Annotated in this window: 15 protein-coding genes; 6 read left to right on the top strand and 9 right to left on the bottom strand. The window is 66.0% G+C overall.

Annotation, left to right across the window (positions count from 1 at the left end; all coding sequences use genetic code 11):
* Window positions 1–121: 121 nt before the first annotated feature.
* Entirely contained in the window at window positions 122–733 is a 612-nt protein-coding gene (locus ACT53M_RS05355; RefSeq protein WP_476231977.1) for a PEPxxWA-CTERM sorting domain-containing protein, read from the top strand.
* A gap of 41 nt (window positions 734–774) precedes the next feature.
* Here the strand turns inward: ACT53M_RS05355 and ACT53M_RS05360 are convergent, their stop codons facing one another.
* The 9 genes from ACT53M_RS05360 to ACT53M_RS05400 form a co-directional block, all read right to left on the bottom strand.
* A complete protein-coding gene (locus ACT53M_RS05360) occupies window positions 775–2,124 on the bottom strand; it encodes an alginate export family protein (protein ID WP_476231979.1) in 1,350 nt (449 codons plus the stop codon).
* Between the two features lie 68 nt (window positions 2,125–2,192).
* On the bottom strand, window positions 2,193–3,491 hold the full coding sequence (gene miaB / locus ACT53M_RS05365) for a tRNA (N6-isopentenyl adenosine(37)-C2)-methylthiotransferase MiaB (RefSeq protein WP_476231980.1): 1,299 nt from the start codon (window positions 3,489–3,491) through the stop codon (window positions 2,193–2,195).
* Between the two features lie 101 nt (window positions 3,492–3,592).
* On the bottom strand, window positions 3,593–4,396 hold the full coding sequence (locus ACT53M_RS05370; protein WP_476231981.1) for a lysophospholipid acyltransferase family protein: 804 nt from the start codon (window positions 4,394–4,396) through the stop codon (window positions 3,593–3,595).
* A 49-nt stretch (window positions 4,397–4,445) separates the two neighbouring features.
* Window positions 4,446–4,868 carry a Fur family transcriptional regulator gene (locus ACT53M_RS05375; protein WP_026008925.1) on the bottom strand — a complete coding sequence of 141 codons (423 nt, stop codon included), beginning with the start codon at window positions 4,866–4,868 and terminating at the stop codon, window positions 4,446–4,448.
* Window positions 4,869–5,001: 133 nt separating this feature from the next.
* Window positions 5,002–5,415, bottom strand: coding sequence for a Ros/MucR family transcriptional regulator (locus ACT53M_RS05380; RefSeq protein WP_476226519.1), 414 nt, complete (start codon window positions 5,413–5,415; stop codon window positions 5,002–5,004).
* Between the two features lie 113 nt (window positions 5,416–5,528).
* Window positions 5,529–6,005 carry a GNAT family N-acetyltransferase gene (locus tag ACT53M_RS05385; RefSeq protein WP_476231983.1) on the bottom strand — a complete coding sequence of 159 codons (477 nt, stop codon included), beginning with the start codon at window positions 6,003–6,005 and terminating at the stop codon, window positions 5,529–5,531.
* Window positions 6,002–6,646: a tRNA (adenosine(37)-N6)-threonylcarbamoyltransferase complex dimerization subunit type 1 TsaB gene (gene tsaB / locus ACT53M_RS05390; protein ID WP_476231984.1), complete on the bottom strand. Its 645-nt coding sequence runs from the start codon at window positions 6,644–6,646 to the stop codon at window positions 6,002–6,004. Before tsaB ends, ACT53M_RS05385 begins: the two co-directional genes overlap by 4 nt.
* A gap of 32 nt (window positions 6,647–6,678) precedes the next feature.
* Window positions 6,679–7,272, bottom strand: coding sequence for a malonic semialdehyde reductase (locus tag ACT53M_RS05395; protein WP_476231985.1), 594 nt, complete (start codon window positions 7,270–7,272; stop codon window positions 6,679–6,681).
* Window positions 7,273–7,317: 45 nt separating this feature from the next.
* The gene (locus ACT53M_RS05400; RefSeq protein ID WP_476231986.1) at window positions 7,318–7,890 is read right to left on the bottom strand and encodes a NifU family protein; all 573 of its coding nucleotides are present in this window, start codon (window positions 7,888–7,890) and stop codon (window positions 7,318–7,320) included.
* 112 nt (window positions 7,891–8,002) lie between these two features.
* Between ACT53M_RS05400 and lnt the strand changes: the two genes are divergently transcribed.
* The 5 genes from lnt to ACT53M_RS05425 all read left to right on the top strand — a co-directional run bounded on the left by lnt (window position 8,003) and on the right by ACT53M_RS05425 (window position 13,576).
* The gene (lnt, locus tag ACT53M_RS05405; RefSeq protein ID WP_476231987.1) at window positions 8,003–9,562 is read left to right on the top strand and encodes an apolipoprotein N-acyltransferase; all 1,560 of its coding nucleotides are present in this window, start codon (window positions 8,003–8,005) and stop codon (window positions 9,560–9,562) included.
* Window positions 9,563–9,636: 74 nt separating this feature from the next.
* Window positions 9,637–10,848 carry a methionine adenosyltransferase gene (gene metK, locus ACT53M_RS05410; RefSeq protein WP_476226513.1) on the top strand — a complete coding sequence of 404 codons (1,212 nt, stop codon included), beginning with the start codon at window positions 9,637–9,639 and terminating at the stop codon, window positions 10,846–10,848.
* Between the two features lie 158 nt (window positions 10,849–11,006).
* Window positions 11,007–11,759: an EAL domain-containing protein gene (locus ACT53M_RS05415; RefSeq protein ID WP_476231989.1), complete on the top strand. Its 753-nt coding sequence runs from the start codon at window positions 11,007–11,009 to the stop codon at window positions 11,757–11,759.
* Window positions 11,760–11,832: 73 nt separating this feature from the next.
* Window positions 11,833–12,591, top strand: coding sequence for an EAL domain-containing protein (locus ACT53M_RS05420; protein ID WP_476231990.1), 759 nt, complete (start codon window positions 11,833–11,835; stop codon window positions 12,589–12,591).
* A gap of 169 nt (window positions 12,592–12,760) precedes the next feature.
* Window positions 12,761–13,576 (top strand): EAL domain-containing protein, encoded by an 816-nt coding sequence (locus ACT53M_RS05425; protein WP_476231991.1) that lies wholly within the window; start codon window positions 12,761–12,763, stop codon window positions 13,574–13,576.
* Window positions 13,577–13,620 lie beyond the last annotated feature (44 nt).

Raw genomic sequence — 13,620 nt, forward strand, 5'->3', positions numbered from 1 at the left:
CGCGGCGAACCCATGGTCGCCGATGCGCTTCCCGAAACGAGACGGATGCGCCCCGTTCCAGCGCTTGGCAGCATCGTTGCGGTATCGTAACCGCCCTTTGCAAGGTTAGCAGGGGATTAATATGCGTAAATTTAATTCTGCAGCACTCGCGGCGTTGGCACTTGTCGCGGCGGGCAATGCCGCCGCCGATCCGATTGTCGATACCGGTGCGGGCGCCGCACTTTCGAACGGCGGCTGGAGCCTGAACCACAATCAGGGACTGGCGGGTGTCTTTGATGTTCTGGCACCGACCAGGATCACGGCTATCCACGGCTGGATCGGCAGCAACAGCCAGACGGGCACGATCCTCGCGAGCATCCACCGCGACGGCGACTATCTGCCCGGCACCACCTTGTTTTCGAGCAGCTTCGCGCTGGGCGCCGATGGCTGGCAGGGCCTGACCGGTCTGGCGTGGGACCTCGACCCGGGCCGTTACTGGGTAAGCTTCACCACGCCGGACGCCAATGCGTGGATGACGGAAGGAGCGCCCCAGCCGCTAACCGGCTATTCCTACACCGAGAACGGTGCATGGAAATACTCGAAGAATCTGGACGTCGGCGTGCGCATCGACGGCATCGGCGCGGGCGGCGTGCCGGAGCCGGCGGCATGGGCCATGCTGATCGGCGGCTTCGCGCTTGCCGGCGGCAGCTTGCGTCGGCGTGCACGGGTTACGGTACGCTACGCGGCTGCATGATCCTTGCGGAAGGCCGGCGGCCAGGTCCGCCGGCCTTCCTCTCAAAGAGCCAGCATCAGGTTTAGCGAGACATAGCGGGTCCAGCGGCCCGGCGGGGCATTGGGAGCGTCGCGCAGGAACCGGCCTTTCGCCAGGAGCACGAAATCGCCTTCCAGCCGGATCAGCCGGCTGAGCTTGTAGCGGATGCGGCTGTCGAACTGATGCCCGGCGAACAGGCCCGATCGGCCGCCGGCATCGCGCACCCCGGTCGTCGCGAACGTGTCATAGCGCGAAGCAAGCCACATCGGCCGATAGCTGAGGAACCCGTCGGTCCGGGCATCGGGCGTCACTTCCAGCCGGATGCCGGGCGTTACGATATTCGCCCGCGTCACGGCATTATACAGGCCCGCGGGCGCGAAATCGGCGCGACGCATGCCGAACAACGTGTCGAAATGGCGATAGGTGCTGCCGGGCCGATCGCCGCTGGCATAATCATATTCCAGCGCCAGCCGCGGCTTCCAGCGCGCCGCAAAACTATAGCCCGCCCGCGCATGGACGAACCAGGCCGCGACAGTCTGGCGCGGGGCGGCTGGCGCCAGGCTGGTCGAAATCCGTCCGCCCTGGCCAGCCACCTCCAGCTCATAATCGACAGCCCCCGCTGCGGGATCGCGCACGATGCGCAGGCTCGCCGTGTTGAGCGAGCGGTCGCGAGTCGGATGGCCGGGCGAATCCCGCTCGCCAAGGTGGAAGAACGACGCCTCGACCATTGCCGGCCCGATTGCATGGGCGCGGCTCACCACACCACCCCAAAGCACCAGATCGAAGCTCTCCTTGTCGAGTGCGCTGTTCTTGGCGAGCACCGCGTCGAGGCTGTCCGGGCGCCGCACCTGCGGCAGGGTGTAGAGGAAACTGCCCTGCCACCCGCCGCGCAGGCCCGCATCTATCCGCAGGCCGGTATAGCCGTTGGTAGTGTTGCGATATTCATCGGCCGCGACCAGCCGTTTCGACCCGAGATTGAGCAGAAACCGCCCGCCCTGCACCTCCAATGTCGAGCCGGGGCCGAGCGCCGCACCCAGATCGATCCGGGCAAAGGCCTGCACCGGCTCCAGCGTGTTCACATCGTTGGTCGAGACCGGCGAGTGCCGGTTGGCGCCATAGACGCGGCTGTCCCACAGCTCGCCTTCCAGTTGCAGCGGGCCGGTGCGAAACTGCGCCGTTACCACCGTGCGGAAATTGACGAAGCTGTCGCTCTGGTTGAAGCCGGCGCGTGGCTGGCCGTCGATCGTCTCGTAGCGGACGCGCTCGGCTGCGTTCACCGTAAGGCCCTCGCCGGCCGCAGGGGTCTGCGCCTGTGCCGCACCCGTTCCGCCCGCCAGCAGCACCGCCGCCAGCCCCGCGATTGCTCGCCCCATCGCTTCCCCCGTTCGCCCGCTCCCCCGCAGGCGCTGATCGGTGGTGACGCGGCTTTGTGTCAGATCGGTTACGCGACCGCGCGGCCACCCAGCGAATTGGGGCCTGCCTGGACGATTTCCACCTCGATCAGGTCGCCGATCTTCGCCTCGGTCTCCAGATGTACCGACTGCAGCCAGGGCGACTTGCCGATCATCTGCCCGGCATGGCGCCCGACACGCTCGATCAGCACGCTGCACCGCTTGCCGACGCTCGCCTGATTGAACGCCAGCTGGTCGCGGTTGAGCGCCGCCTGCAGCCGCTGCAGCCGCTCGTCGGCGACTTCGGCAGGCAGGAACTGGTCGACCAGCTCGGCCGCGGGCGTGCCCGGGCGCGGCGAATATTTGAAGCTGAAGCACTGGGCATAGCCGACCGCGTCGACAAGCTGCAGCGTCTCTTCGAACTCGGCCTCGGTCTCGCCGGGAAAGGCGACTATGAAGTCGCCCGACAGCGCAATGTCCGGCCGCGCCGCGCGTACCCGCTCCAGAATGCGCAGGTAGGAATCGCGCGTGTGGCTGCGGTTCATCGCTTTCAGGATGCGGTCGCTGCCCGCCTGTACCGGCAGGTGCAGGAACGGCATCAGCTTGGCCACATGCGCATGCGCCTCGATCAGCCCTTCGGCCATGTCGTTGGGATGGCTGGTGGTATAGCGGATGCGGGCCAGCCCCTCGATCCGGTCGAGTGCTACGATCAGATCGTGCAGCCCCCGGCCGTCGTCATCGCCCCAGGCATTGACGTTCTGGCCGAGCAGCGTGATTTCACGCGCGCCGGCGTCGACCAGCGCCTTTGCCTCGTCGACGATCGCCGCGAACGGCCGGCTTACTTCGGCGCCGCGCGTATAGGGAACCACGCAATAGGTGCAGAATTTGTCGCAGCCTTCCTGCACCGTCAGGAACGCGCTGGGACCCACCTTGCGGCGGGCGGGCAGGCGGCCGAACTTGCTTTCGACCGGCATGTCGGTGTCGAGGCCCAATTGCCCCTCGGCCGCGCGCGCAACCAGATCGGGCAGGTTGTGATAGGCCTGTGGTCCGACCACCACCTCCACCTTGGCGCGACGGGCGATCTCCTCGCCTTCGGCCTGGGCGACGCAGCCGGCGACTGCGATCATCGGCTTGCCGCTTTCCCGCAGCTTCAGCCGGCCAATCTCCGAATAGACCTTTTCGGTCGCCTTTTCGCGGATGTGGCAGGTGTTGAGTACGACGAGATCGGCCTGGTCCGCTTCGGCGGCGACAAGGCCCTGGGCAGCCATCAGCTCGCCCATGCGCTCGCCGTCATAGACGTTCATCTGGCAGCCGTACGACTTGACGTGATAGGTTTTGGGGGTGGTCATGATCGGCGCGCCTATACGCGCAAATGGCAAGGAACTGTAGCCCCCCGACGCGGACTCTCCCCTCCCGCTTGCGGGAGAGTAACGCCCGCGAAAAGCCGGACTTACCCTCCTGCCGGCTCCTTGTACCCGATCGCTTCGTGCGCGAAGCGGAACGGGCGGAGCGGATGGTGCAGCGCGCCCACCAGTGCTGCTTCGATCCGCCGCCGGCTTTCGGCCGCGATGGCCTTGCGCCCGGGGAAGTCGCGCGGATCGAACGGTTCGAGGAAATGGACCTTCAGCCGGAACCGCCCCTTGCGCGCGAGCACGCGCTTGGCGTTGTTGAGCCCGCGTTCCTGGCCGATCCAGGCGATGTCCTCGCCCGCAGCGCCGTAATGGAGCATCACCGGCTGCACCATTACGCCCGGAGGCGGCGGCTCCAGCACACGCAGCATCGGCGTCTTGAACGGCAGCAGCGACTTGCCATCGGTGGTCGTGCCTTCCGGAAAGACGGTGATCGCCCAGTTTTCCGTCAGCGCATCGCGCAGCTGGTTGATCTGTTCGGCAACCCCCATCCGGTTTTCGCGCTTCACATAAACCGTGCGGTTGAGCCCGGCGAGCCACCCCACCAGCGGCGAGGTGCCGATCTCGGCCTTGGCGACAAAGGCAGTGCCGCTCGCCCCGCCCAGCGCCAGAATGTCGATCCAGCTCAGATGGTTGGAAATATAGAAGACGTCCCGCTTCAGCGGCGTGCCGACGCACTTGACGCGCGCGCCGCAGATCCGCGCCGCGCTGCCCAGGAACAGCCGCGGCCAGGGCGAAGGCAGGCGCAGCAGCCGGAACAGATAATGCATCGGCAAATGCACCATCAGCGCCAGAAACAGCCCCGCGATGCGGAGCCAGAGGCGGATGATTTCCGGTGCCGTCAATTTCGTGGCAAGACCCTGCGCCGCTTCTTCGCGGCGCTGCGCGGCCCGCTCAGTTCTTGCGATCGAGCGCAACCCCGTACAGCTCCATGCGGTGGTCGACCAAGCGGAAGCCCAGGCGCTCCGCAATCTGCTTCTGCAGCAATTCCAGTTCGGGATCGACGAACTCGATCACCTTGCCCGATTCGACATCGATCAGATGGTCGTGATGCGCCTCGGGCGCGGGTTCATAGCGGGCGCGGCCATCGCCGAAGTCGTGGCGATCGAGAATACCCGCCTCTTCGAACAGCCGCACCGTGCGATAGACAGTGGCAATCGAAATGCCCGGATCGATCGCGGCTGCGCGCTCATAGACTTTTTCGACGTCCGGATGATCGTCCGCATCGGAAAGCACGCGCGCGATCACCTTGCGCTGTTCGGTGATGCGCAGTCCCTTTTCGTGGCACAGCGCTTCGAGATCGATCTTGCGAGACATGGCCTTCCTGTAACGCCATTGGGCAGCCGGGGAAAGGGCGGGCTTTCGGTGCGCCGCCGTTTGGCGATACGCAAAACGCCGGCGGAAGCGATCCGCCGGCGTTCAAAAGCCCTCGATCCTTTAAGGACCGGGATCAGCGCTTGCGACGCTTGGTACCCAGGCCGATCTTCTTCGCGAGGCTGCGGCGCTGCTCAGCGTAATTCGGTGCGACCATGGGATAATCTGCAGGCAGATTCCACTTTGCGCGATACTGCTCCGGGGTCATCTGATAATGCGTCATCAGATGGCGCTTGAGCATCTTCAGCTTCTTGCCGTCTTCCAGGCAGACAATGTAATCCGGCTTCACCGAAGCACGGATCGAGACGGCCGGCTCCTGCTTTACTTCGGGCTCTGCGGCGACATCGCCCAGGCCACTCAGCGCCCCATGAACATTCTGGATCAGCAGGGGAAGGTCAGAGACTGCGACACTATTATTACTAACATGAGCTGCGACAATATCGGCAGTGAGCGCAACGAGCGTTTCCTGAATGTCGGACGCGGCTTCCATCTTGTTTCCTTTCGACCCGTTTTTAGGTGGTGACTATAGCTTGTCCCCTGCACGCTCCTATCGATCGAATTGGAACCGATGGCAAGTCGTTCACCATGAAGTTCTAGAAAAAACTAGATGAGCTTATGGGAGAATGTCCAAGCGTCCAGAGCCCGTCCGCTATTCCCCCGATAATAGCCGGGACGTTCTCCAACTTTCTCAAAACCTTCGCGCTGATATAGCATAACAGCGCCGTTCCCCGCCCGCACCTCCAGGTGAATCATGGCGGCGCCGCGGTGCCGCGCCTCGGCAACCACGGCACGCAGCAAGGCCCCGCCAACGCCTCTGCGCCGGACGGAGGGAAGCGTCGCGAGCAGCAGCAATTCGGCCTCGTCCAGCATAGCCCGCGCCAGCGCGAAGCCGCAATCGACGCCGTCGATGCTGGCAATCACGAGCCAGACGCCGGAAAGCGACATCATCCCCATGCACTGCGCCTTGGTCCAGGCCTCGCCATATACGGGGTCGAATGCCTGCTGCATGATCTGCTGAACCGAACCGAGATCCTGCACGCCGCCCTCGCGCAAGGTGATCTGGTGCAGCAGCGCGCTCATGCCAGCCCCCGCTCCGCCAGCGTCTTGGCATCGGGTCCGCGGCCATAGAGCGGCCGGGGCGGCAACGTAGCCAGCACTTCGGGCAGCAGCACCGCATCTGCGGCACAAGGCAATGCCTCTTCGACAGGCAATCCAGGATCGAGCGCGAGCAAATGGCGCACGCCGCTGCCCACCGCCCGCCGTCCCGCGACAGCCGCCAGCGCAGCCGCCGGCTGGAGCGAGGCGAGCGACCCATCGGCGGCCAGCGGTGCATCGCCAAAGGTCTGGAGAAAGACTTCGCCGTGGCCGCCTTCCAGTACGACCGCCAGCGAATCGCAGTCCGGCATACGGGCAAAGGCGGCGACAGCGATCAGCGCCAGTGACGAATAGCCCCCGACCGTCGCGCCCCAGCCGATCGCCAGCCCACGGGCGGCCGCCAGCCCTACCCGCACGCCGGTGAAGCTGCCCGGCCCTACATCGACCAGAATATGCTCCGCACGCCCGCCACCGGGCAGTGCGGCAATCATCGGGATCAACCGTTCGGCATGGCCGCGCCCCACAACCTCGTGGGCCGCAGCCACCACGGCACCATGTTCGACCAGCGCCACCGAACAGGCGGCGGTGGCAGTTTCGATCACCAGCGTGCGCGGAGATTCAGCCATCGCCCCGCGCTAGCCAATCGAGTGCCGCCAGGTCAAATCACCGTGTTGAATTGTGCGAATGCCGGACGCGGCGAGCGCGGGAAGATCGTCGACGGATCGCCTACGCCGAGCGTGGAGATGAAGTTCGACTTCACGCCCGGCTGATCGGCAAAAAAGGCGGTATCGACCGCCGCATTGTCGAACCCGGACATGGGACCGGTGTCGAAACCCAGCGCGCGCGCGGCGATGATGAAATAGGCGCCCTGCAGCGACGAATTGCGGAAGGCTTGCTCTTCGCGCACCTGCTCGTTCGGAAACCAGTTCTTCGCTTCCGGGGCGTGGGGGAACAGTTCGGGCAGATGCTCGTGGAAGTTCACGTCATAGCCGATGATCACGCTGGCCGGCGCCTTGCGGATCTTTTCGGCATTGGTGCCACTGGCAAAGCTCGCCAGCTTGTCCTTGCCTTCCTGACTCAGGATCCACACGAACCGCGCCGACTGCTGGTTGACCGAGGTCGGCCCCATCTTGAGCAAGTCATAGATGCGTTCGATGTCCGCCTGCGTAACGGGCGCGTCGGTATAGCCGTTATAGGTTCGCGCGGTGCGGAAGATCGTGTCGAGCGCAGCATCGTCGAGCGGGTGGCCCATGGGCAATCCTTTCTTGGGGAGGGGAAGGCGATGGGAGGCGCGCGCTCAGATAGCGCGCACCTCGGTCACTTCGGGTACATAATATTTGAGCAGCTGCTCGATGCCGTTCTTCAGCGTCGCGGTGGACGAGGGGCACCCCGAACAGGCCCCCTGCATCTGCAGATAGACCTTGCCCTGGTCGAAGCCGCGATAGACGATGTCGCCCCCGTCGTTCGCCACCGCCGGGCGAATGCGGGTGTCGATCAGCTCGCGGATCTGGGCAACGATGTCGGCATCTTCCGGACTGTCGCCGAAATCGGCGCTTTCCGGCGGCACGCTGAATCCGGCGCTGCCCTGGCGGAACAGCGGCATATTGGCCGAGAAATGATCTAGCAGGATGCCGAGTACATCGGGCTTCAGGCCGCTCCATTCGACTCCCGGTGCGGCAGTGACCGAAATAAAGTCGCGGCCGAAGAACACGCCGGTGACATCGCCCAGCCCGAACAGCGCCTCGGCCAGCGGGGAGGCTTCGGCTTCCTCAGGACTGGCAAAGTCGCGCGTGCCGACGTCCATTACCACCCTGCCGGGCAGGAACTTGAGCGTCGCGGGGTTCGGCGTGGCTTCGGTTTCGATCAGCATGGCGCCCAAATGGGCGCACGCCCGCGCGGGATCAAGCGGCGAACGCGAAACGCTGGGTTGCCAGCGCATACCCCCTCCCCCCGTATAATCCGATCGTGTAGGCCTGCGGCCGATGTTTCGTCGTCCGCTCGCCGCCTCGCTGCTCCTCGGCACTCTTTCCGCCACCGGATTCGCGCCGCTCGAATGGTGGCCGGTCACCCTGCTGTGCTTCGCGGGCCTGTTCGCGCTGGTCTATCGCGCAGCCGGCGTCCGTTCGGCGCTGCTGCGCGGCTGGCTGTTCGGGCTCGGCCATTTCACGCTGGGCGACAACTGGATTCAGCACGCGTTCGATTTCCAGGACAAGATGCCGCCCGTGCTCGGCTATTTCGCGGTGGTGCTGCTGGCCGTGTATCTGGCGGTGTATCCGGCGCTGGCGTTCGGCGCGGGATGGCTGTTCGCGCGCGGTGTCCGGCCGCGATCGGGCTGGATCGAACCGGATCTGGGTTATGTGCTCGCCGTCGCAGCCGCCTGGACCGCGACCGAATGGCTGCGCGGCGTCGCCTTCACCGGCTATCCGTGGAACCCGGTGGGCGCGCTATGGGTGCCGGTGCCGGGCGTGCGCAATCTGGCGACGCTCACCGGCACCTATGCGCTGTCGGGACTGACCCTTGCGCTCGCCGGCAGCCTCTATCTTGTCAGCCAGCGACAGTATCGCGCGGCGGGTATGGCTCTTGTCGCGCTGCTTGCGCTCCATTTCGGCTGGTCGGACCGGTGCGACCATATCCGCTGCATCAGCACCGCGAGCGGCACCGAAGCGGTGATCGTCCAGCCCAATATCGGCCAGGATGCCGTCAGCCGGCCGGACTATGCCGAATATCTCCTCACGCGGATGCTGGCGCTGAGCGGCAAGCCCGGCCCGTTGCCCCGACTGGTGGTGTGGCCCGAAGGCATGGTCGATTATCTGGTCGAGGATGGCTATCCGCCCGCCTGGTATCGCCAGGACCCCAGGCTTGTCCGCGCGCGGATCGCGGCCGTGCTCGGCCCCTATGACCATGCGCTGATCGGCGGCAATGCGCTGGAATTCGGGCCCGACGACCGGCTGAAGGGCGTTGGCAATTCGGTCTGGTCGCTCGATCCGGCGGGCATGCTCGGCGGCCGCTATGACAAGGCGCATCTGGTGCCCTATGGTGAGTATCTGCCGATGCGCACGCTGCTCGCCCCGCTGGGCCTTGCCCGGCTGGTGATGGGTGATGTCGATTTCCTGCCCGGCCCCGGCCCCCGCACGATCGACGTGACCGGCTTCGGCAAGGCCGGCATCCAGATCTGCTACGAAATCATCTTTTCGGGTCAGGTCGTCGACCCGGCCAACCGCCCCGATTTCCTGTTCAACCCCTCGAACGACGCCTGGTTCGGCAGCTGGGGTCCGCCGCAGCATCTGGCGCAGGCGCGGCTGCGCGCGATCGAGGAAGGGCTGCCGATCCTGCGCGCGACGCCCACCGGCATTTCCGCGCTGATCGACGGCCATGGCCGCCTGCTGGGTACCGTTCCCGCCGGTCAGGCCGGGGCGATCCGTCTGCCCCTGCCCCGCCCCCTGCCGCCGACGCTGTTTTCGCGTGTCGGCAACTGGATGGTCCTGCTGGTTGCGGGACTTATGGGATTGTTCGCGATTGCCAATCGACGACTGGCCCGCTAGGGAGCACATATAAGGAAAGCTTTATATGGGCATGGCAACGGCCCGGCGATCCTTTCCCAAGCTGAGGAATTTACATGCGTTCCAACTATCTCTTCACGTCCGAGTCGGTTTCCGAAGGTCATCCCGACAAGGTCGCCGACCAGATTTCCGACTCGATCGTCGACCTGTTCCTGTCGAAGGATCCCGAAGCCCGCATCGCCTGCGAAACGCTGACCACCACCCAGCTCGTCGTCCTGGCCGGCGAAATTCGCTGCAAGGGCGTGTATGAGAACGGCGCCTGGGCGCCGGGCGCTCAGGAAGAGATCGAGAAGACCGTCCGCGAGACGGTGAAGCGCATCGGCTATGAACAGTCGGGCTTCCACTGGCAGACCTTCCGCTTCGAGAACAATCTGCACGGCCAGTCGGCGCACATCGCGCAGGGTGTGGACGCGAGCGGCAACAAGGACGAAGGCGCCGGCGACCAGGGCATCATGTTCGGCTTCGCCTGCGACGAGACCCCGGACCTGATGCCGGCGACACTCGACTACAGCCACAAGATCCTCGAGCGCATGGCCGCCGACCGCCACTCGGGCGCCGCGCCGTTCCTCGAACCGGACGCCAAGAGCCAGGTCACGCTGCGCTTCGAAAACGGCAAGCCGGTCGCCGCGACCGCCATCGTCGTCTCGACCCAGCACGCGCCGGGCTATGACACGGGCGACAAGGAAGCCGAGCTCCACGCCTATGTGAAGAAGGTTGTGGCGGACGTGCTCCCGGCCGAGCTGCTGTCGGATGCGACCGAATATCACATCAACCCGACCGGCTCGTTCGAGATCGGTGGCCCGGACGGTGACGCCGGCCTCACCGGCCGCAAGATCATCGTCGACACCTATGGCGGCGCTTCGCCCCATGGCGGCGGCGCGTTCAGCGGCAAGGACCCGACCAAGGTCGACCGTTCGGCGGCCTATATCACCCGCTATCTCGCCAAGAACATCGTCGCGGCCGGCCTTGCCAAGCGCTGCACGATCCAGCTCGCCTATGCGATCGGCGTGTCGAAGCCGCTGTCGCTGTATGTCGACACCCACGGCACCGGCACCGTGGGCGACGACAAGATCGAGCAGGCGATCCAGAGCATCGAGAAGCTGGGCGGCCTTACCCCGCGCGGCATCCGCACGCATCTGGGCCTCAACAAGCCGATCTACCAGCCGACCGCTGCCTACGGCCATTTCGGCCGCAAGCCCGAGGGCGATTTCTTCCCCTGGGAGCGCACCGACCTGGTCGAGGATCTGAAGGCCGCGCTCGCCGCCTGATCCCGCGCCGCTTCGCGATCAAAGGGGCTCCGCCGGCACTGTCGGGCGGGGCCTTTTTGTTTCGGTAGCGCAATTTGACGGGCCGGAACCGCCCGTTCCGTATTGCTCCCTATAAGAGTCGTTGGGCCGCCCGCACGGCCCGTCGCAAGGAGCAGGACATGGATCGGGTAGCGAGCCCGCGGCCGGCATCGGCGCCAGGCCTCACCATCGCCTTTCGTCCGGTCGTCGACCTCGTCGGCGCACGCCCCTTTGCCTATGAGGCGATGCTGCGCGGCCCCGGTGGCGAAAGCGGGGAGGAAATCTTCGACATTCTCCCGGCCGATCGCCACGCCGAGCTGGACCGCCGGGTGGCGGGCGCCGCCGTGCATCACGCCATGGCAGCGGGCCTGGGGAGCACGAGCGCCCGGCTGATGATTCCGATCCATGTCGGCGAGGCGAATGCGCCGGCGGCAACGCTCGACACGGCGGTACAGGCCGCCAAGAAATGCGGACTCCCGCCCGAGCGCATCGTGTTCGCCATCCATGGCTATACCCATGTCTCAGGGCCCCGGCTGGCCGATCTGGTCGGCAGCCATCGCCGCGCCGGATGCCTGACGGCCTTTGTCGGGCTGGGCCACGACCCGGTCGGCTTCACCCCCTGTGTCCGCTATCGCCCGGCGATGGTGCGGCTCGACTGCGATCTGGTCGACGGAATCGACGGCAGCTGGTCGCGGCGACTGGTGCTGGAGGAGCTGACACCGCGCCTCGCCAAGCACGGCATCCGGATCATCGCCGATGGCGTGTCGCGTCCGTCGGTGCTGCAGCGGCTGCGCAGTTTCGGCATCTTCTATGCGCAGGGCGAGCTGGTTGCGCCGCCACAAATCGGGGCGCTGCCCGAACACCGCATCGAACAGGCTGCCGCCGCCATCTGACTCGACTGCGCAACCCTGCCGGACGAATCTGCGCTATAATGAAGGTGCGGGGATCGCGTTCGGGAGCATGGTGATGCTTCAGCAGGTCGATCGAGCCGAGCCGGTGCGGGCACCGGCCAGAGAATTGTTTGCGATGGCGTTCCAGCCGGTCGTCAACACCGACACGCGCTACGTCACTGCCTATGAGGCGACGTTTCGCGGGCCGGATGGTGAAAATGCCGCCCGCTTCGTGGAGACTCTGCCCGAAGAGACGCGCCCCACCTTCGACCTGCGCTGCCGTATCGCGGCCATCGAACAGGCGCTGGAACTGGGCATCATCGAGCGCAAGACCCGGCTCGCGGTAAAGGTGATGCCTACCTACATCCAGGACCCGCTGGCCGATGCCGAGCGGATGCTGCGAATCGTCCGGCGACTGGGCTTCCCCGCCCGCGAACTGGTCTTCGAATTCAGTGATCGCGATCATCTCGAAAGCGAGAAGATGCTCGCGCTGGTCAAGGCCTATCGCAAGCTGGGCTTTCTGATCGCCTTTGATGATTTTGGCGCGGGTGACATGGGGCTGGATCTGTTGTCGATCCTTACTCCGGATACCCTGAAGCTGGCGCCCGAACTGGTCCACAGCCTGTCAGGGAGCTGGGCGCGGCGGCTGGTGGTCGAGCGCGTCGTCGATATCGCCCGCAGCAGTCGCATTCGCCTGATCGCCGAAGGCGTAGAGACGGTGGCCGAACATGCCCGTCTCCGCACACTGGGCGTCACGCTGATGCAAGGCACGCTGATCGCGCCGGCACAGATCGGCGCGCTGCCGCCGCCGCGTGCCCGGTTCGAGGAAGCCTGACGCGCCCCATGATCCGGCCGCCCGACCGGGTTGGCCAGACTCAGGGAAGTTACGGAGAATCCCTATGGGGGAGAATCCGCGTGGGCGACGCACGGAATAGAGGCGCCGGAAACCTGTTGTTAACCATTATTCCATGCTCGGACAGGGCCGGGCTGGACAGGGGTTTACAATGCTCGACGCACTCCAGATCGAGGTACATTTCCAGCCGGTGCTGCCCGCAGGCGCACACCCGCCCCTCGCCTGGCACGCCGAGACCCGGGTGCGCGGTGTGGGCTATTCGGCTGCAGCGGCGGCGCTTCCCCCGGAATTGCGGTCCGGCCTCCAGGCCCGCCGCGTCGCCGAGACGTTCGAGGCCGCAATCGCCGCTGGCCTGCACGAAAGCGGCGCGCTGCTGATCGTACCGATCTGCGCCGCGGCGGGCGATCCCGAGGCGATGCTGGCGCATCTGTTTCGTACCGCCCTGATCCACCGTTTCCCGACCGACCGGCTGGTGATCGAAGTCAGCGCCGACGAACGCGCCGACCGCGACCGTGCCGCCGCGCTGGTGCAGGCATGCAGCCGACGCGGGCTGATGGTGGGACTCGATTGCTTCGCCGCCGGCCCGGTGGCGCTGGGGCTGCTCGCGCATTTCACGCCGCAACTGATCCGGCTGGACCCGGCGCTGGTGCGGCGGATCGACGCGAGCGAACCGCGCCGCCGGATCGTCGACAGCATCCTGCGGCTGGCGCGCGGCATGGGTGTAACGGTGATCGCGCCGGGCATCGAGCATCGCGGCGAATTCGAGGCCGCGACAGCGCTGGGTATCCGTCATTTCCAGGGAGACTGGAGCGAAGCCACCGCCATTCAGCCGCTCCCGCAGCCGCAACCGCTTCGCCGCGAGCCGCGCAGCACCCAGCCGGTGCATCGCCGCCTCGCCCACCATCAACGCGCGGCGCCGGTCCGCCCGCTGGCGCCGATGCCGGGGTCGGCCCAGCTCGCAGGCTGACATGTTATGGCGCGCAGGCGAGTTGCCTGTCGCGCCGCCCGCGC

It is taken from the genome of Sphingomonas sp. DMC6 (assembly GCF_056314225.1).